Origin of the sequence: Burkholderia sp. SJZ089 (assembly GCF_007828315.1) — a bacterium.
GTDB classification, from domain to species: Bacteria; Pseudomonadota; Gammaproteobacteria; order Burkholderiales; family Burkholderiaceae; genus Burkholderia; species Burkholderia gladioli.
Genome location: NZ_VIUM01000022.1, coordinates 62,524 through 79,740, shown reverse-complemented (window position 1 = coordinate 79,740; position 17,217 = coordinate 62,524). Strand labels below are relative to the sequence as shown.

The 17,217-nt window shown below is 71.4% G+C and carries 13 protein-coding genes and 1 riboswitch; of the genes, 9 read left to right on the top strand and 4 right to left on the bottom strand.

Annotated features, from left to right (window positions below):
* The first annotated feature begins 6 nt into the window (after positions 1 to 6).
* The 8 genes from FB600_RS31295 to FB600_RS31260 all read left to right on the top strand — a co-directional run bounded on the left by FB600_RS31295 (position 7) and on the right by FB600_RS31260 (position 10,377).
* Positions 7 to 561, top strand: coding sequence for a chemotaxis protein CheW (locus FB600_RS31295; RefSeq protein ID WP_096751548.1), 555 nt, complete (start codon positions 7 to 9; stop codon positions 559 to 561).
* A complete protein-coding gene (locus tag FB600_RS31290; RefSeq protein ID WP_145757941.1) occupies positions 558 to 2,285 on the top strand; it encodes a CheR family methyltransferase in 1,728 nt (575 codons plus the stop codon). The genes FB600_RS31295 and FB600_RS31290 overlap by 4 nt, the downstream gene beginning before the upstream one ends.
* On the top strand, positions 2,266 to 2,973 hold the full coding sequence (locus FB600_RS31285; protein ID WP_373421831.1) for a chemotaxis protein CheW: 708 nt from the start codon (positions 2,266 to 2,268) through the stop codon (positions 2,971 to 2,973). The genes FB600_RS31290 and FB600_RS31285 overlap by 20 nt, the downstream gene beginning before the upstream one ends.
* Positions 2,970 to 5,522: a hybrid sensor histidine kinase/response regulator gene (locus FB600_RS31280; protein ID WP_145757940.1), complete on the top strand. Its 2,553-nt coding sequence runs from the start codon at positions 2,970 to 2,972 to the stop codon at positions 5,520 to 5,522. Before FB600_RS31285 ends, FB600_RS31280 begins: the two co-directional genes overlap by 4 nt.
* Positions 5,519 to 6,538 carry a chemotaxis response regulator protein-glutamate methylesterase gene (locus FB600_RS31275; RefSeq protein WP_096751545.1) on the top strand — a complete coding sequence of 340 codons (1,020 nt, stop codon included), beginning with the start codon at positions 5,519 to 5,521 and terminating at the stop codon, positions 6,536 to 6,538. Before FB600_RS31280 ends, FB600_RS31275 begins: the two co-directional genes overlap by 4 nt.
* 255 nt (positions 6,539 to 6,793) lie before the next feature.
* Positions 6,794 to 8,419: a PAS domain S-box protein gene (locus FB600_RS31270; RefSeq protein ID WP_124076650.1), complete on the top strand. Its 1,626-nt coding sequence runs from the start codon at positions 6,794 to 6,796 to the stop codon at positions 8,417 to 8,419.
* A gap of 144 nt (positions 8,420 to 8,563) precedes the next feature.
* Positions 8,564 to 8,749: a CsbD family protein gene (locus tag FB600_RS31265; RefSeq protein WP_013690973.1), complete on the top strand. Its 186-nt coding sequence runs from the start codon at positions 8,564 to 8,566 to the stop codon at positions 8,747 to 8,749.
* Positions 8,750 to 8,912: 163 nt separating this feature from the next.
* Positions 8,913 to 8,981: riboswitch (Fluoride riboswitch) on the top strand.
* Positions 8,982 to 9,063: 82 nt separating this feature from the next.
* Positions 9,064 to 10,377, top strand: a complete 1,314-nt coding sequence (locus tag FB600_RS31260) for a voltage-gated chloride channel family protein (RefSeq protein ID WP_145757939.1) — start codon at positions 9,064 to 9,066, stop codon at positions 10,375 to 10,377.
* A 143-nt stretch (positions 10,378 to 10,520) separates the two neighbouring features.
* Here the strand turns inward: FB600_RS31260 and FB600_RS31255 are convergent, their stop codons facing one another.
* Together FB600_RS31255 and FB600_RS31250 are read right to left on the bottom strand one after the other, a co-directional pair.
* The gene (locus FB600_RS31255; protein WP_045577447.1) at positions 10,521 to 11,477 is read right to left on the bottom strand and encodes a CPBP family intramembrane glutamic endopeptidase; all 957 of its coding nucleotides are present in this window, start codon (positions 11,475 to 11,477) and stop codon (positions 10,521 to 10,523) included.
* 598 nt (positions 11,478 to 12,075) lie between these two features.
* On the bottom strand, positions 12,076 to 13,977 hold the full coding sequence (locus tag FB600_RS31250) for an ABC transporter ATP-binding protein (RefSeq protein ID WP_096751542.1): 1,902 nt from the start codon (positions 13,975 to 13,977) through the stop codon (positions 12,076 to 12,078).
* Between the two features lie 562 nt (positions 13,978 to 14,539).
* On the opposite strand from FB600_RS31250, the gene FB600_RS31245 reads away from it, so the two are divergent.
* The gene (locus tag FB600_RS31245) at positions 14,540 to 15,424 is read left to right on the top strand and encodes a Dyp-type peroxidase (protein ID WP_145757938.1); all 885 of its coding nucleotides are present in this window, start codon (positions 14,540 to 14,542) and stop codon (positions 15,422 to 15,424) included.
* A 91-nt stretch (positions 15,425 to 15,515) separates the two neighbouring features.
* Here FB600_RS31245 and FB600_RS31240 read toward each other — a convergent pair whose 3' ends face one another.
* Both FB600_RS31240 and FB600_RS31235 read right to left on the bottom strand, forming a co-directional pair.
* Positions 15,516 to 15,917 carry an OsmC family protein gene (locus FB600_RS31240; protein ID WP_013690968.1) on the bottom strand — a complete coding sequence of 134 codons (402 nt, stop codon included), beginning with the start codon at positions 15,915 to 15,917 and terminating at the stop codon, positions 15,516 to 15,518.
* A 205-nt stretch (positions 15,918 to 16,122) separates the two neighbouring features.
* Positions 16,123 to 17,082 carry a LysR family transcriptional regulator gene (locus tag FB600_RS31235; protein WP_145757937.1) on the bottom strand — a complete coding sequence of 320 codons (960 nt, stop codon included), beginning with the start codon at positions 17,080 to 17,082 and terminating at the stop codon, positions 16,123 to 16,125.
* Between the last annotated feature and the right edge of the window lie 135 nt (positions 17,083 to 17,217).

Below are 17,217 nucleotides of genomic sequence, written 5' to 3'. Positions count from 1 at the left end.
CCCACCATGCTGTTCCTGCTGTTCGAACTCGAGGGCGCGCGGTATGCGCTCGATGCCGCCGACATCGCCGAGGTGCTGCCGCTGGCCGCCGCCAAGCCGATCCCGGGCGCGCCCGCCTGGGTGGCCGGGATCGTGATCCATCGCGGCGTGCCGGTGCCGGTGATCGACGTGTCGCGGCTCGCGCTGGGTCGCGCCGCCGCGCCGCTGCGCTCCACGCGCCTGGTGATCGTGCGCGTGCGCCTGCCGCTGGACGGCGATGCCGAGCCGGCCGCGGCCGAGGGCGAGCGCCTGCTGGGGCTGATCGTCGAGCATGCCACGCAGACCGCGCGGCTCGACCCGGCGGCGTTCAGCGACGGCGGCATCGATACGCCGCACGCGCGCTGGCTCGGGCCGGTCGCGCACGACGCGCATGGCGTGCTGCAGTGGGTGACGGTGCGTCATCTGCTGGGCGAGGAGGCGCGCGCGCTGCTGTATGCCGCCGCGGCGCGCGAGGCCGCGGATGCGTGCGACGGCCAGGGCGCCGCCGACAGCCTCGACGCCCGGGCCGGAGAACGCCGATGACGCGTGCCAACCTGATGCGCATCCACGACTGGCTGGCGCGCGAGACCGGCATCGATGCCGATTCGCTCGGCGCCGATTTCGTGGCGCGCGTGCTGGCCGAGCGGATCGCCGCGATGCTGGCCGGCGAGGCCGCCGCCGCGTCGCCGGCCATGATGCAGCGCGCGCGGCAATTGAACGATGAGGATCTCGATGCCCACTGGCGCCTGCTGCTGGCCTCGGCCGACGAGCAGCGCGCCTTGATCGAGCAGTGCGTGGTGCCCGAGACCTGGTTCTTCCGCGAACGCGAGGCCTTTGTCGCGCTGGCCGCGCGCGCGCTCGAGCGGCTGCGCGCCGAGCCTGCGCTGCCGCTGCGCGTGCTGAGCGCGCCATGCTCGACCGGCGAGGAACCCTATTCGGCCGCGATGGCCCTGGTCGACGCCGGCATCGATCCGGCGCGCCTGCAGATCGACGCGCTCGACATCAGCGCACGCGCGATCGCGCAGGCGCAGCGCGCCGAGTATGGCCGCAATTCGTTTCGCGGCCACGCGCTCGAGTTTCGCGCCCGCCATTTCACGCCGACCGCCCACGGCTGGCGGCTCGATGCGCGGATCCGCGACTGCGTGCGTTTCCGCCGCGCCAACCTGCTCGAACTGGGCGGCCCCGGCCAGGCGGCCGACGAGGGGCGCTACGACTTCATCTTCTGCCGCAACGTGCTGATCTATTTCGACCGCCAGGCCCAGGAGCGCGCGCTGCGCGCGCTCGACGCGCGACTCGCCGAGGACGGCCTGCTGTTCGTCGGGCCGGCCGAGACCGGCGTGGTGATGCGCCAGGCGATGAGCTCGGCGAAGATTCCGCTGGCCTTCGCGTTCCGCCGCACGCGCGAAGCCGAGGCGCCGGCCGCGTGGCCGCGTGCCGCGGTCGCAATGCCCGTTGTTGCTACCGCCCCCGGTTCGGGGGCGGGGCGCCGTCACGCCGTCGAGTCGGGCCCGGGCCTGCCGCCGGTCGGCGTGCGCGCGACCTTGACCGCGCCGGCTGAATCGGCGGCGCACGAATGGTTCGCCGATATCGCCTGGCCCTTGCCGACGGCCGAGCCGGGCAGGCCCGCCTGGGCCGGCGGCCCGGGTGCCGAGGCGCCGACGGCGAGCGTCGCCGGCGGCGAGGGCGCGACGCCTTGGCGCCGCGACCGGATCGCGCCGGGTGGTGCGGGACTTTCCTCGACGGCCCAGTCCGCGCCGCGCAGTGCCACCACCGCCACCACCGCCACCGCCACCGCCACCGTGACGACGATGCCGGGCCGCGCCGGATCCGCCGGCGCGAAGGCCGCTTCCGCCGCGCCCGCCGCGCCCGCCGCTGGCGGCACGGTGCACGCGGCCCCCGCCGTCGCCCCCGCCGTCACCGGCGCCGAGGCGCTCGAGACGGCCCGCGCCCGCGCCGATGCCGGCGATTTCGCGGCCGCCGAGCGCGCCGTGCTCGAGGCGATGAGCGCGGCGGGCCCGAGCGCCGAGGCCTACTACCTGCTCGGCCTGATCGCCGACGCGCAGGGGCTGCCGGTGGCCGCCGAGCACTACCGCAAGGCGCTCTACCTGGCGCCCACCCACCGCGAGGCGCTGACCCACCTGGCGACGCTGCTCGACATCGCCGGCGACCACGACGGCGCGCGCTGGCTGAAGGAGCGCGCGCGCCGCGCCGCGGCCCAGGCCGGCGGCAAGGACACGGGAGGACGCGATCATGCGCGACGTCGCTGACGGCGTGGTCGACATCGACGCGATCGACGATTGCTGGAACCGCATCGGCGTGCGCGGCGACCAGTCCTGCGAGCGGCTGGCCGAGGTGCAGCGCTGCCTCAACTGCCCGGTGTTCGCGCGCCACGCGGCGCACCTGCTGGACCGGCCGCTGTCGGGCGAGGATCTCGCGCAGGCCGCGCGGCGGGTGGCCGCCTCGCCCGCCGCCGCGACGCCCGGCGAGCACGGTGAGGGCCAGTCGGTGCTGGCGTTTCGCGTGGCCGACGAATGGCTCGCGCTGCCCACCTCGACGGTCCGGCAGATCGTCGACGACCGGCCGATCCATTCGCTGCCCGACCGGCGCAGCCGCGCCGTGCTGGGCGTGGTCAACGTGCGCGGCACGCTGCGCATCGCGGTCTCGCTGGCCCGCCTGCTCGATCTCGACGCTGCCGCCGGGCGTGCCGCCGAGGGCCCGCGCGCGGCCTTCACGCGCATGCTGGTGGTGGCCCATCGCGGCGAGCCGGTGGTGTTCCCGGTCGACGAGGTGGAGGGCGTGCTGCGCTTCGCTGCAGCCGATCGCGTGCCGCCGCCGGCCACCGTCTCGCGCGCCGGCGTGACGCATACGCGCTGCGTGTTCGGCTGGCGCGAGCGCGTGGTCGGCCTGCTCGACGAGGACCGGCTGTTCGATTCGCTGTTGCGGAGCCTCAGATGAGCCATGACGACGACCTGAGCCGGCAGTCGCTGCTCGACCTGTTCCGCGAGGAAACCCAGACCCAGACCGAGGCGCTGTCGCGGCACCTGCTCGCGCTGGAGCAAGGCGCCCAGGATGCCGCCGCGTTCGAGGCCTGCATGCGCGCCGCGCATTCGCTCAAGGGCGCCGCGCGCATCGTCGGCGTGCCGCAGGGCGTCGAGATCGCGGGACGCATGGAGGACTGCTTCGTCGCCGCGCAGCGCGGCGAGCAGGTGCTGGGCGCCAGCCATATCGATGCGCTGCTGACCGGCGTGGACCTGCTGGTGCGCGTCGGCGACCCGGGCTCGGCCGCTTCCGTGACACCGATCGAGATCGACGCCTTCGCGGTCGCGCTGGCGAATGCCGGCGAGGCAGGCGAGGGCGGTGAGGCGGGTCACGCTGCCGTGTCGGCGCCGGCGCCGGCCGCGCCGCTCTCGCTCGACGAGCTGGCCGCGCAGTTGCGATTGTCCGAGCCGCTGCCCGACGAGGCACTCGCCAAGCACGACGTCAGGCTGCCGCTGGAGCCGTCGCTCGCGCCGCTGCCGCGCGGGCTCGACGAGGCGGCCATGCCGTTCGAATCGACCGTGCCGCCCGAGCTGGCCGCGCAGCTGCGGCTCGGCGAACCCGCCTCGGCGCCGCCCCCGGCGGCCGATGGTGGCGCGGCCGGCGAATCGGTCGGTGGATCGGCCGGCGCCGCGCGCGGCGACCCCGCGAACCCGGCCGGCGCCGTTGCGCCCGCAAGCATCGAGCCTGCCGCGCGCGACAGCCACGACAGCGCCGGCGACGCCGGCCAGATGCGCCGCGTGCGCGCCGACAGCCTGAACCGGCTGCTGAGCCTGTCGGGCGAATCGCTGGTCGAATCGCGCTGGCTCAAGCCCTTCGCCGATTCGATGCTGCGCATCCGGCGCACGCAGCGCGACGCGGCGCGCGCGCTCGACACGCTCTACGAAAGCCTGGCCGACGATCTCGACCCCGGGCGCGAGGCCGCGCTCAACGAGGTGCGGCAGATGATGAACGACCTGCAGCGCGCGTTCACGGCCCGCATCGACGAGCTCGACCGCTTCGAGCGGCGCAGCAGCCATATCGCCGAGCAGCTCTACGACGAGGCGCTGCAATGCCGGATGCGGCCGTTCGGCGACGCCACCCGCGCCTATCCGCGCGTGGTGCGCGACCTGGCGCGTTCGCTGGGCAAGCGGGTGCGCTTCTCGATCGTCGGCGAATCCACCCAGGTCGATCGCGACCTGCTCGACATGCTCGACGCGCCGCTCGGCCACCTGCTGCGCAACGCGCTCGACCACGGCGTCGAGGCCCCCGAGCTGCGCGTGGCGCGCGGCAAGCCGCCCGAGGCGAGCATCACGCTGGAGGCGCGCCACAGCGCCGGCTCGCTCCTGATCAGCGTGGCCGACGACGGGCCCGGCGCCGACCTGTCGGCGGTGCGCGCGGCGATCGTGCGGCAGCGCCTGACCGATGCCGGGACGGCCGCCCGCCTGACCGATGCCGAGGTGCTGGAATTCCTGCTGCTGCCGGGGTTCTCGATGCGCGAGCAGGTCACCGACGTGTCGGGGCGCGGCGTCGGGCTCGATGCCGTGCACGAGATGGTCAAGCGCGTGCGCGGCGCGGTGCGGATCTTCAACGAGCCGGGGCAGGGCATGCGCTTCGTGCTGCAACTGCCGCTCACGCTGTCGGTGATCCGCAGCCTGCTGGTCGAGGTCGGCGGCGAGCCCTATGCGTTCCCGCTGGTGCACGTGCGGCGCGCGCTCGAGATCGACCGCGCCGGCATCGACGTGCTCGAGGGGCAGCAGCACTTCTCGCTCGACGAGCGCCGCGTCGGCCTGGTCACCGCGCACCAGTTGTTCGACGCCGGCGAGCCCGACGGCGCGGGGCCCGGCACGTCGGTGGTGGTGATCGGCGCCGAGCCGGAAACCTACGGCGTGGCGGTCGACCGCTTCCTCGGCGAGCGCATGCTGGTGGTGCAGCCGCTCGACGCGCGCCTGCAGAAGATCCGCAACATCGCCGCCGGCGCCCTGCTCGAGAACGGCGATCCGGTGCTGATCGTCGACGTCGAGGACCTGGTGCGCTCGATCGACAAGCTGATCCGCGGCGGCCAGCTCACCAAGATCCGTCGCGACGCGGGCGGCGCGCTCGCGCAGCGCCGCAAGCAGGTGCTGGTGGTCGACGATTCGTTGACGGTGCGCGAGCTCGAGCGCAAGCTGCTGGAGAAGCGCGGCTACGCGGTGACCATCGCGGTGGACGGCATGGACGGCTGGAACGCGATCCGCGGCGAGCGCTTCGACCTGGTGGTGACCGACATCGACATGCCGCGCATGGACGGCATCGAGCTGGTCACGCTGATCAAGGGCGATCCGCTGCTCAAGGCGGTGCCGGTGATGATCGTCTCGTACAAGGATCGCGACGAGGATCGGCGGCGCGGCCTGGAAGCCGGCGCCGACTACTACCTGGCCAAGGGCAGCTTCCACGACGAGGCCCTGCTCGACGCCGTCCACGACCTGATCGGGGAGGCCAGCGCATGAACATCGGCATCGTCAACGACCTGCCGCTCGCGGTGGCCGCGCTGCGCCGGGCGGTGTCGCACCGGCCCGAGCACCGTGTGCTGTGGGTGGCCGCCGACGGCGAGCAGGCGGTCGATTTCTGCGTCGCCAACCCGCCCGACCTGGTGCTGATGGACCTGATCATGCCGCGCGTCGACGGCGTCGAGGCGACCCGCCAGATCATGGCCCGCTCGCCCTGCGCGATCCTGATCGTGACCGCCAGCGTGGATGCCAACAAGGCCACCATCTACGAGGCGATGGGCGCCGGCGCGCTCGACGCGGTGGATACGCCGACCCTCGCGCAGGGCATGCTGGCCGATGCCTCGCAGCCGCTGCTGGCCAAGATCGACCAGATCGGCCGGCTGCTGGCCACGCGCGGACCGGTGCCGGCGCAGCCGGCGGCGGCGCCCGCCACGGCGCTGCCGCCGCTGGTGGCGATCGGCGCCTCGGCGGGCGGCCCCACCGCGCTGGCCGCCCTGCTCAAGCCCTTGCCCGAGGATTTCCCGGCCGCCATCGTGATCGTCCAGCATGTCGACGCGGCCTTCGCGATCGGCATGGCCGAATGGCTCGACGGCTTCACGCGCTTGCCGGTGCGCGTGGCCAAACAGGGTGGGGCGCCTCAGCGCGGCGAGGTGCTGCTGGCCGCCACCAACGATCACCTCCATCTCACCGCGCGCGGCCAGCTCGGTTACACGCGCCATCCCGAGGAAACGCCGTATCGGCCCTCGGTCGACGTGTTCTTTCACAGCGTGGTCGAGCATTGGCGCGGCGACGCGCTCGGCGTGCTGCTGACCGGCATGGGCCGCGACGGCGCGCTCGGCCTGAAGGCGATGCGCGCCAAGGGCTTCTACACGATCGCCCAGGACGCGGCCACCAGCGCCGTGTACGGCATGCCCAAGGCGGCCGCCGCGATCGACGCGGCCTCGGCGATCCTGCCGCTCGACCAGATCGCCGAGCGCGTCACCCTGCAGTTGCAGCGCTTCGCTCGCTCGCGCTGAACGCCGCTTGCGGGAGGCGGCCGGGCCGCTTGCCCGGCTTGCGCGCGACGCTCGCGCGGTGTCTGCGTGGTGCTCGCCGCAGCCTTGCACGAAACTTGCTCGATCCTTGCGACAGCCCGCCTCGCGGCGGCTTGCCGGACGTTCCCGCAAGCCCGCGCGGCGGCCGGGCCGCGCCGGGGCGTGCAATTTTTACAGTGCCGGCGCGGCCGATTCTTGCCGATTTACCCGACCGCGCCAGCCATGCTTCTGTCATCGATGAACCGACCCGCCGCCGAATTCCAGCCAGCGCCGCCCGACGAGCAGGCGCTGAAGACACATACCGACCGCCGCCAACTGCACCAGATCATCGCCGGGCTGACCGAGGGCGTGATCCTGGTCGAGCCGGACCAGCGCATCGTGTGGGCCAACGAGGCGGCGCTGGCCATGCACGGCGCGGCCAGCCTGGCCGAACTGGGCGCCGACGTGACCGAGTATCGCGAGCGCTTCCGGCTGCGCGACACCAACCACGACCCGGTCCGGCAGGGCCAGTATCCGATCGACCGCGTGATCAGCGGCGAGCAGTTCAGCGACGTGACGGTGGAGGTCGAATCGGCCACCGACGACCGGCTGCGCTGGGTCCACCGGATCCGCAGCCTGGTGCTGACCAACGCGGCGGGCGAGCCCGACTGCCTGGCGCTGGTGCTGCATGACGCCACCGACTGGGCCAGCGCCGAGCAGCGCTTCGAGCGCACCTTCAACGCCAACCCGGCGCCCGCCGCGATCTGCCGGCTCGACGACTTCCGCTACGTGAAGGTCAACCAGGGTTTCCTCGACATCACCGGCCAGGCCAGCGAGGCGGCGGTGATCGGCCGCTCGGTCTACGAACTCGACGTGTTCGATCGCGCCGAGCGGCGCGAGCTGGCGATCGAGCGGCTCGGCGACGGCATGTCGATCCCGCCGATGGAGGCGCTGCTGCGCCGCGCCGACGGCGGCGACCACGCGGTGATCGTGTCGGGCCAGCCGATCGACATGGGCGAGCACGCCTGCATGCTGTTCACGTTCACCGACCTGCAGCCGCGCCGGCTGGCCGAGACCGCGCTGCGCCAGAGCGAGGAGCGCTTCGCCAAGGCGTTCCGGATGGCGCCGGTGGCGATGGCGATACTGACCGCCGGCGGCTGCGAGATCCTCGACTGCAACGAGGCCTTCGCCGCCATGACCGGCCATGCGCAGCACGAGGTGCTGGGCCGCTCGGTCGAGGAGATCGGCTTGTGGGCCGAGCCGGGCATGCAGCGCGAGATCGTCGACGCGATCGGCCGCGAGGGTGCGGTGCGGATGCGCGATGCGCGCGTGCTCCGGCATGACGGCGAGCCGCGCGACTGCCTGGTGTCGGCCGACATGGTGGCGATCCACGGACAGGACTGCCTGCTGCTCGCGCTGCTCGACATCAGCGAGCGCAAGCGCACCGAGATGGAATTGATCCAGGCCATCGAGACGGCGATGCAGGACGCCTCCTGGTTCAGCCGCACCCTGATCGAGAAGCTGGCCAACGTGCGCCGTGACAAGGCACCCGATGCCGGCGCCCAGCTCGCCGACCTGACCGCGCGCGAGCGCGACGTGTTCGACCTGCTCTGCCACGGCCTGCCCGACAAGGAGATCGCCAACCGGCTCGGGCTCGCGCCGAACACGGTGCGCAACCACGTCTCGACCATCTACAACAAGCTCGACGTGCATAGCCGCGGCGAGGCGATCGTGTGGGCGCGCGAGCGGGGTATCGTCGGCGCGGTGGAGGCCGCGGCGCCCGCCCCGACCGGGGCGCCTGCCGCGGTGCAGCAACCGGCCGCCAAACCTGCCGCCAAGGCCACCGGCGCGGCGCGCACGCCGCGCGGACGGGCCGCGCGCTGAACATCGGGCCGGTGCGAATGCACTAAAAGCGCTGGCCCATCTGCATCTGCTCGCGGCGGCCGCGCGTTGCGAAGATGGTGACTCCCCCGGCGCGCGGCCCTGGCCCGCGCGGCCGGCCCCGATGAATCCCTCAAGGAGTCGACCATGGACAAGAATCGTATTGACGGCAAGCTCAAGCAGGTGAAGGGTTCGATGAAGGAGGCGCTCGGCAAGGTGACGGGCGACCGCAAGACCGAGGCGGAAGGTGTCGCCGAGAAGACCCAGGGCAAGCTGCAGGAGAAGGCGGGCCAGACCGCCGACGCGATCCGCAAGCATTCGGACCTGCACTGAGGTCCGAGCGCCCGGCCCCCGCCGCGCATGCCGCGCGGCTGGGGCCGCCGGCGGCAACGGCCAAGCATTGCGAAAGGCAGGCCGCGCGAGCCGATGCGGTCCGCGTCGCGGCGGCGATTTCGATGCCGCCGCATTTTTTTCGCCTGCACTTCGCGTACAATCCGTGCTTGCCGGAGATGGCATTCCTCCGTACACAACCGCCGGTCAGCCGGCTGATGATGCCTACGCATCCTGGGTACAGGAGGTCGTAGGCCGTCTTGACGACAAGCGGCGTCCTGCCGCCCAGGTTTGATGTCCCGTCGAATCTGGAAACCATGAAAGCTTTCGAATCCGTCGAGCAAGTCGCGATGCTGCGCGCGCTCGGCCGCTGGCTCGTGCTGTCGAGCCTGGTCGGCGCGTTGGCCGGCTCTGCTTCCGCCCTGTTCCTCTACCTGCTCGATCTCGCCACCGGCACGCGCCTGGCGCATCCCTGGCTGCTGTGGCTGCTGCCGCTGGGCGGTTTCGCCATGGGCTGGGTCTACCTGCGCATCGGCAGCTCGGTGGAGGGCGGCAACAACCTGCTGATCGACGAGATCCACGATCCGGCGCGCGCGGTGCCCACCCGCATGGCGCCGCTGGTGATGATCGCCACCGTGGTCACGCACCTGTTCGGCGGCTCGGCGGGGCGCGAGGGCACCGCCGTGCAGATGGGCGGGGCGCTGGCCGATCGCGTCGCGCGAATCCTGCGCGTCGATGCCGAGACGCGGCGCATCCTGCTGATGGTCGGCATCGCCGCGGGTTTTTCCTCGGTGTTCGGCACGCCGCTGGCGGGCGCGGTGTTCGGGCTGGAGGTGCTGGCGATCGGCCGCCTGCGCTACGACGCGCTGTTTCCCTGCTTGGCGGCGGCGATCGTCGCCGACGTGGTGTGCCGGCTGTGGGGCATCCACCATCCCGTCTACCCGGTGCCCTACGTGCCGCCGATGGGCCTGGCCACGGCCGGCTCGGCGATCGTCGCGGGTGTCGCCTTCGGCGTGGTGGGCATGCTGTTCGCCGATGCCACGCACGCGCTCGGCGCGCGCTTCAAGCGCTGGATTCCCTACGGGCCGCTGCGGCCGATGGCAGGCGGCGCGCTGGTGGCGCTGGCCGGCAGCGTGCTGGCCGTGCCGCAATATCTCGGACTCGGCATTCCCACCATCGAGGCGGCCTTTCGCGGGCCCTTGCCGGTCTACGACTTCGCCGGCAAGTTCGGCTTCACGGTGCTCACGCTCGCGGCCGGCTTCAAGGGCGGCGAGGTGACGCCGCTGTTCTACATCGGCGCGACGCTCGGCAACGCGCTCTCGCACCTGCTCGCGCTGCCCTTGCCGGTGCTGGCGGCGCTCGGTTTCGTCGCGGTGTTCGCGGGCGCGGCCAATACGCCGATCGCCTCGACGATCATGGCGATCGAGCTGTTCGGCGCGCCGATCGGGATGTTCGCCGCGCTGGCCTGCGTGATCGCCTACCTGTTCTCGGGGCACACCGGCATCTATCGCGCGCAGCGCATCGGCCATGCCAAGCATCCCTGGCTCAGCGCGGGCGGGCGGCTCGCCGACGCGGCGCTGCGGCGGCCGGCGACGGAGCCCAAGCGGGAGAGCGAGCGTGAGCCGGCCTGAGGCGGGGCCATGCCGTTCGATGCTGAGGACTGCAGGGTAAATCGGCACCGGCGGCACCGGCGGCGAAGTTCGCGCGAGGCAGCCGGCGCGAGCGCATCGACGCCGGAGCCGGGCCTGCGGCTGCCGCCGGCGCCTTCGAGGCGTCAGCCGGCGCGACCCGCGCGACCCCGGCCCGGCCGCGTGCCGGCCGCCGCGCGCGCGGCGTCGCCGGTGGCGGGCAGGGCGCGCCAGGCCACCCACGCCAGCGCGCCGAGCGCCGGGAACACCAGCACGCTGCCCTCCGGGCCGACCGTGCCGCCGCTCAGCCAGACCGGGCCGATCGCATGGCTTTCCAGCAGGCTGCTGCCGGGTACCAGCCCGCTGTTGGGCGCGCCGAACAGGAAGGATTCCGACCAGTCCCAGGTGGCGTGCACGCCGAACACCCACCACAGCGAGCCGGTGCGCCAGATCGCCAGGCAGGCGACAAAACCGTAGATCACCACCGGCACGATGCCGGCCATGTTCTCGCCGTGGTTGGACATGTGCGCGAGCCCGAAGGCGAGCGAGGTCAGCACGGCGGCCGCGGTCGGCGGGATGCCCTGCGCGAGGCGGAAGAACAGGTAGCCGCGGAACGCGAGTTCCTCGGCGGCGGCCACCAGCGCGAAGGCGAAGGCCCACATCAGGCCCGCTTCCAGGGCCGCGGCCAGGCTCATGCCGGAATAGGCGAGCGTGGCGCCGCCGGTGGCCACCAGCAGCGCCATGATGGCCGATACCGCGGCCAGCCCGCAGGCGCCGCCGAGCAGCAGGTGCTGCAGGCGGCGCGGCGCGCGCAGGCCGAAATCGAGCCAGGCGCGGCGATCGATGCGGCTCATCACGCGGGTGGCGACCAGCACCGCGCCGCACATCGCCAGTTCGAACACTACCTGGTGCGCGGCGCTCACTTCGCCCTGCAGGCGGAACGGCAGGCCGAGGCGGCGCGCGAGCCAGTCCGCGCCGGCCATCAGCACGGCGACGATCGCGGCATACAGCAGCGCGGCCCACCCCGTGCGCAGCCCGACGGGGCCGAACCACAGACGGCTGAAACGCGCGAACGTCGGGGGGCGGGATCGGTCGGTGGTCATCACGTCTTTCACCGGGTCATGTCCTCGTCTTTGAATGGATGTCGAAAACGGTAATGGATAAGCCTTGTAGGCTTTTTGAAGGCACTTTATGCCTGTCCGCGAGTTACCGTGATTATGTGGATCATCCGCGATGAATGGTATAGGCATGTGAAAATCGTCAATGCGCCGCTCTGTCTTACTGCCGGTTCCGGATGCCGGTCGAGTGCGCGGCGTATCGCTCGAAGCCATGATGGGACTGGCCGGCAAGGTGTCGCGAGATTGTCGGTGAGATTTGGCCGACCGACAAAACGACACAAAAAAATATTTCGGGAAAGGCCGGGAGTATTGTCGAGAGCGTGTCGCCATGAAGCGCTTGGCGCGGATTTTGAAGCAGTGAAAGCCACTTGAAAAAATCGCATGACGATTTCCCGGCGAAACGGTGGACGATTCGATTGAATTCGAAAAGAGATGGAAAGCGAGTCGAAAGTCGGCGACTCGCGAAAATACCGAATCAATGTGCGAGGCAGCGAGGACTGCGAAGCATCGACGGCCATGAAAAACGGGGCGGCAGCTTTCGGCTGCCGCCCCGTGACGGGCGCGCGGTGATGCGAACCCGCGCCTACTTCGCGACCGTATCGCGTACCAGCGGCTGCGCGTGGCCGTCGGCGCCGGCGGCCAGGCGGGAGCCGAGCCGGTCGATGCCGTAACCGCCGGTCTGCTCGATCAGCCCCTTGGCGAGCTCGAGCGCCTGACGCTCGAACAGGCGCCGGTAGACGCCGCCCTCGATGCGGATCAGCGCGTCGTGGTCGCCTTCCTCGATCACGCGGCCGCGATCGAGCACCAGCAGGCGGTCCAGCGAACGCACGGTCGACAGCCGGTGCGCCACCACGATGGTGGTGCGCCCCACCATCAGCCGCTCCATGGCCTGCTGGATCAGCAGCTCGCTTTCGCTGTCCAGGCTCGAGGTGGCCTCGTCGAGGATCAGGATCGGCGCGTTGGCGAGGAACGCGCGCGCGATCGCCACGCGCTGGCGCTCGCCGCCCGACAGCTTCACACCGCGCTCGCCGACCAGCGTGTCATAGCCTTCCGGCAGCTCCGAGATGAAGCCGTGCGCGCTGGCCAGCGTCGCGGCGCGGATGATCTCGTCGCGCGTCGCCTCGGGGCGCGCATAGGCGATGTTGTCCGCCAGCGAGCGGTGGAACAGCACCGGCTCCTGCTGGACGATCGCGATATGGTTGCGCAGCGATTCCTGCGTGACCTTCGCGATGTCCTGCCCGTCGATCAGGATCCGGCCGCCGTCGATGTCGTAGAGCCGCTGGATCAGCTTGATGAACGAGGTCTTGCCCGAGCCCGAGTGGCCCACCAGCCCGATCCGCTCGCCCGGCGCGATGCGCAGCGAGAAGTCCGAGTACAGCGGCGCGCTGCGCGGCCCGTAGCGGAAGGTCACGCGATCGAAGCGGATCTCGCCGCGCGTGATCGCGATCGGCCGCGCGTCGGGCGCATCGTCGATGCCGAGCGGCTGGCGTTCCAGCGCCACCAGTTCCTCCATGTCGTTGACCGAGCGCTGCAGGTTGCGGATATGCATGCCGATGTCGCGCAGGTAACCCTGCAGCATGAAGAACATGGTCAGCGCGAAGGCGATGTCGCCCACGCTGGCGCGATCATGCGACCAGAGCCACAGCGCCGAGCCCAGGATGGCCGCCTGCATCAGCACCAGCAGGGTGCCCTGCAGGCCGCCGCTGAGGGTGCCGCGGATCCAGGTGCGGCGCGTGCGCAGCCGCCACTTGCCGATCACCCGGCCGATGCGCGCCTCCTCGCGCGTCTCGGCGCCGAAGGCCTTGACCACCGCGTTGCAGCTGACCGAATCGGCCAGCGCGCCGCCCAGCCGCGTGTCCCAGGCATTGCCCAGGCGCGCGGCCGGCGCGATCACGCCCAGCGAGAGCCCCACCGTGATGGCGATGAACAGCAGCGAGCCCGCGCCCACCACCAGCCCCATCACGGGCCAGTGCCAGCCGAGCAGCAGGGTGGCGCCGCCGAGCATCACCACCGAGGGCAGCAGCGCCACCAGCAGCGTGTCGTTGAGCAGGTCGAGCGCCCACATGCCGCGCGTGATCTTGCGCACCGTGGAGCCGGCGAAGCTGTTGGCGTGCCAGTCGGTGGAGAAGCGCTGCACGCGATGGAAGGCGCCCGCCGAGATCTCGCTCATCATGCGCAGCGTCAGCACGATGATGTTCATGAACATCGCCTGGCGCAGCAGGGTGGCGGCGATGCCCAGCGCGATCAGGATCGTGAACGCGTGCAGGGCGGCGCTCCAGGCCGCCGCGCGGTCGGTCAGGCCGAGCGAGACCGCGTCCACCAGCTTGCCGGCGAACAGCGGGGTGAGGACGTCGCCGAGCGCGGCGAGCAGGGCGAACAGGGCGACCGCGAGGGCGCGCGAGGGTTGGCGGCGCCAGTGGCGGAACGTGAAGCCGAGCACGTCGTTGAACGGCCGGCTGCCGTGACGATCGGTGTGTTGGATCATGTGTCGTGGCCTGGTCGCATTGTGTGCGCCAGGACTTGTCAATTGTCGGTAACGAACGGGTCGTCGATGCCGCCGGGCTCGTCGAGGCAACGAAGCCAGGCGGCGGCGCGAAGGCAAAGGCACGACGCTCGCGCGGGGCGATACAGGAACGGACGACCGGGAGAACTGCGGACGGACGGGCCTCGGAAGCCCGTCGCGTGCAAGGGACCTAGCAGGTGCCTTGTCGGACGGCGTTCGGGAAGCCACTCGTGGATGGCATGCGATGCATCATCTCTGACCTCCCTTGAACGTGAATGGATGGAGCGTGGATGGGAAAACGCGCGGGGCAGGCGCCGCTCGCGCTGGACTACGACTTCCTTGGGGCGACATTTTGCCCCATGACCGCGATTGTAAACACAGGCGGGAGGCGCTGCCAAGCGTCGGCTGGGGCTTGTGTTGCCGATGCGACACGCGGCGTCGCCGCGCCGCCGTTCGCCTGCCTTGGGCGCTGCGTGCGAGGTATGGGACAATCCGGCCCTCGAATTCCCGCATCCCCGCATCCACCGAAAAGACCCACATCACGATGAGCACCTTCCAGCAAGGCATCCTGGCGCCGCTTCCGTCGGCCAACCGCTATCTCTCGTTCCAGACCGCCCGCGCCGAGGACGTCGTGCGCGCGCTCGGCGCGCTGCGCGAGGCGATCGACACGGCGCACACGGTGGTCGGCTTCGGCCCCTCGCTCGCGCAGGGGCTCGACCGCAAGATCGATGGGCTCAAGCCGTTCCCGGATATGTCGAAGCCGGGCGCGCCGGTGCCGTCCACCCAGGCGGCGCTGTGGATCTGGCTGCGCGGCGAGGATCATGGCGAGATCACGCTGCGTTCGCGCACGATCGAGAAGCTGCTGACGCCGGCCTTCGTGCTCGACAGCGCCGCCAATGCGTTCCGCTATGCCGACGATCGAGACCTGTCCGGCTACGAGGACGGCACCGAGAATCCCGAGGACGAGGAAGCCGTGGAAACCGCCTTCGTGAGCGGCAAGGGCCCGGGCCTGGACGGCGCGAGCTTCGTGGCCGTGCAGCAATGGGTGCACGATTTCCCGTCGATGGAGGCGATTCCCGGCGAGGAGATGGATCGTATCGTCGGCCGCCGCAAGTCGGACAACGAGGAGCTGGAGGATGCGCCGGCCTATGCGCACGTCAAGCGCACCGAGCAGGAGAGCTTCACGCCCGAGGCCAAGGTGCTGCGCCGCTCGGCGCCGTGGGCCGACGAGCGCCGCGCGGGCCTCTATTTCGTCGCCTTCGGCCACTCGTTGCGGGCCTTCGAGGTGCAGATGCGGCGCATGGTGGGGGCCACCGACGGCGTGCTCGACGGGCTGTTCCGCTTCACCCAGCCGATCACGGGCGCGTTCTTCTGGTGCCCGCCGGCGGGTGAGGACGGCAAGCCCGATCTGTCGGCGCTCGGCATCTGACGAGGCGGGCGGGGCGGCGTCGCCCCGTGCCAGGGACACACCGCGCGACCAGCTTGCATGCCTGGTCGCGCGGTTTTTTCATGCCGGTGCTTCAGCGCAAGGTGGTTTCGATGCGCGTGCCGCGCTTGATGAACAGCGTGAGCGGCGTCTTCTCGGCGATCTCGCCGAGCCTCGCGCGCTGCGCCTCCTCCAGCTCGCCGTCGACCGTGATGGTGCGACGCACGTATTGCGCGCCGTCGCGGTCCGCGTGCAGCTCGGCATGCGCGTGCAGCTTCACGGCCGGCCATTCCTTGCGCTGCATGTACATGCGCAGCGTCGCGACGGTGCATTGGCAGAGGCTCGCCAGCAGCAGCTCGTAGGGCGCGGGGCCGGCGCCGCGGCCGCCTTCGCGCTCGGCCTCGTCGCCCTGGAAACGATGGGCGCCGGCCTGGATGTCGACGAGATAGTTCGGGGCATCGGCAGCCAGCTCGGCTGCGGCGTGGATCAGGGGCATGGCATTCCTCGGTTCGTCGTGATGCGGTGATGCGGCGATGGGTTCGGTGCTGGCTTCGGCGAGCGGCGCATCGCGGTCGGCCGGATTCGCAGCCCGCGATGCGTGCTCGCGCCCTCGAAGCATAAACGTCTTGCCGCCCAGTTGTCGTGTCGGCGCGGGCCATGGCGCGGCGGCGGCCGTTCCAGTTGCCGCCGCCTCAGCCGCCTCAGCCGCCTTCGTCCTCGCCCTCGCCCTCGCCAACGGCACCGGCCTCGCCGGTGGCCGCCTCGCGCACGATCTGCGCCACCCGCTCGCGAAACCAGCGATGCGCGCCGTCGCCGTCGCGCGACTCGTGCCAGTAGGCCTGGATCGCATAGGGCTTCACGCGCAGCGGCAGCGGCCTGACGACGATCGGCAGCAACGCCGCCATGCGCCGCGCGTAGGAGCGCGGCAGGGTCAGCAGCAGGTCGCCCGCCGCCGCGATCTGGCAGGCCGCGAAATAGTGCTGGCAGACCAGCTGGATGCGGCGAAAGCGCCCGTCGGCGGCCAGCAGGACGTCGAGCGAATTCGGCTCGCCGAGCGGCGAGACCGTCACATGGCGCGCCGCGAAATACTCGGCGCGGCGCAGCGGGCTCTGCGCGAGCGGATGATCGCGGCGCAGCACCACGGCGAGCGCGTCGTCGACCAGCGGCTCGCGCACGATCTGCGGCCCGGTCGGCACGCGCCGGTCGATTGCCAGGTCGAGCTGGCCGCCGGCGATTTCGCGGCCCACCTCGGCCAGCACGATGCGCCGGCTGACCACGGTGATGCGCGGCGCCTCGCGCGCGAGCCGCTCCACCAATTGCGGCAGCGCGATCGACTCCAGCACGTCGCGGATGCCCACCACGAAGCGCTGCTCGAGCGTGGCGGGCTCGAACCTCGCCTGCGCCTGCGCGGCCGCCTGCAGGCCCTTCAGGTGCCGCTGCACCTCGCCGATCATGGCGCGGGTGCGCTCGGTGGGCGTCATGCGATTGCCCTGGCGCACGAACAGCGGATCGTCGAAATGCGCGCGCAGCCGGTTCAGCGCATGCGTGACGGCGGGCTGGGTCAGGTGCAGGGTGCGCGCGGCCGCGCTGATCCCGCCATGGCTATGGATCGCGTCGAGCACGCGGAACAGGTTGAGGTCGAGGCGCAGGTCGGAGCTCACGGGGCGGGCGGCCGGCGACGGGCCGCAGCGGGTGAAAGGGAAGCCAGCATATTAATCCCTTTGATGACCTGACATGAAGAACATTCATTTCATCGATCGGCGGGATCGGCGTAGATTGAGTGCCACTTCAACCGG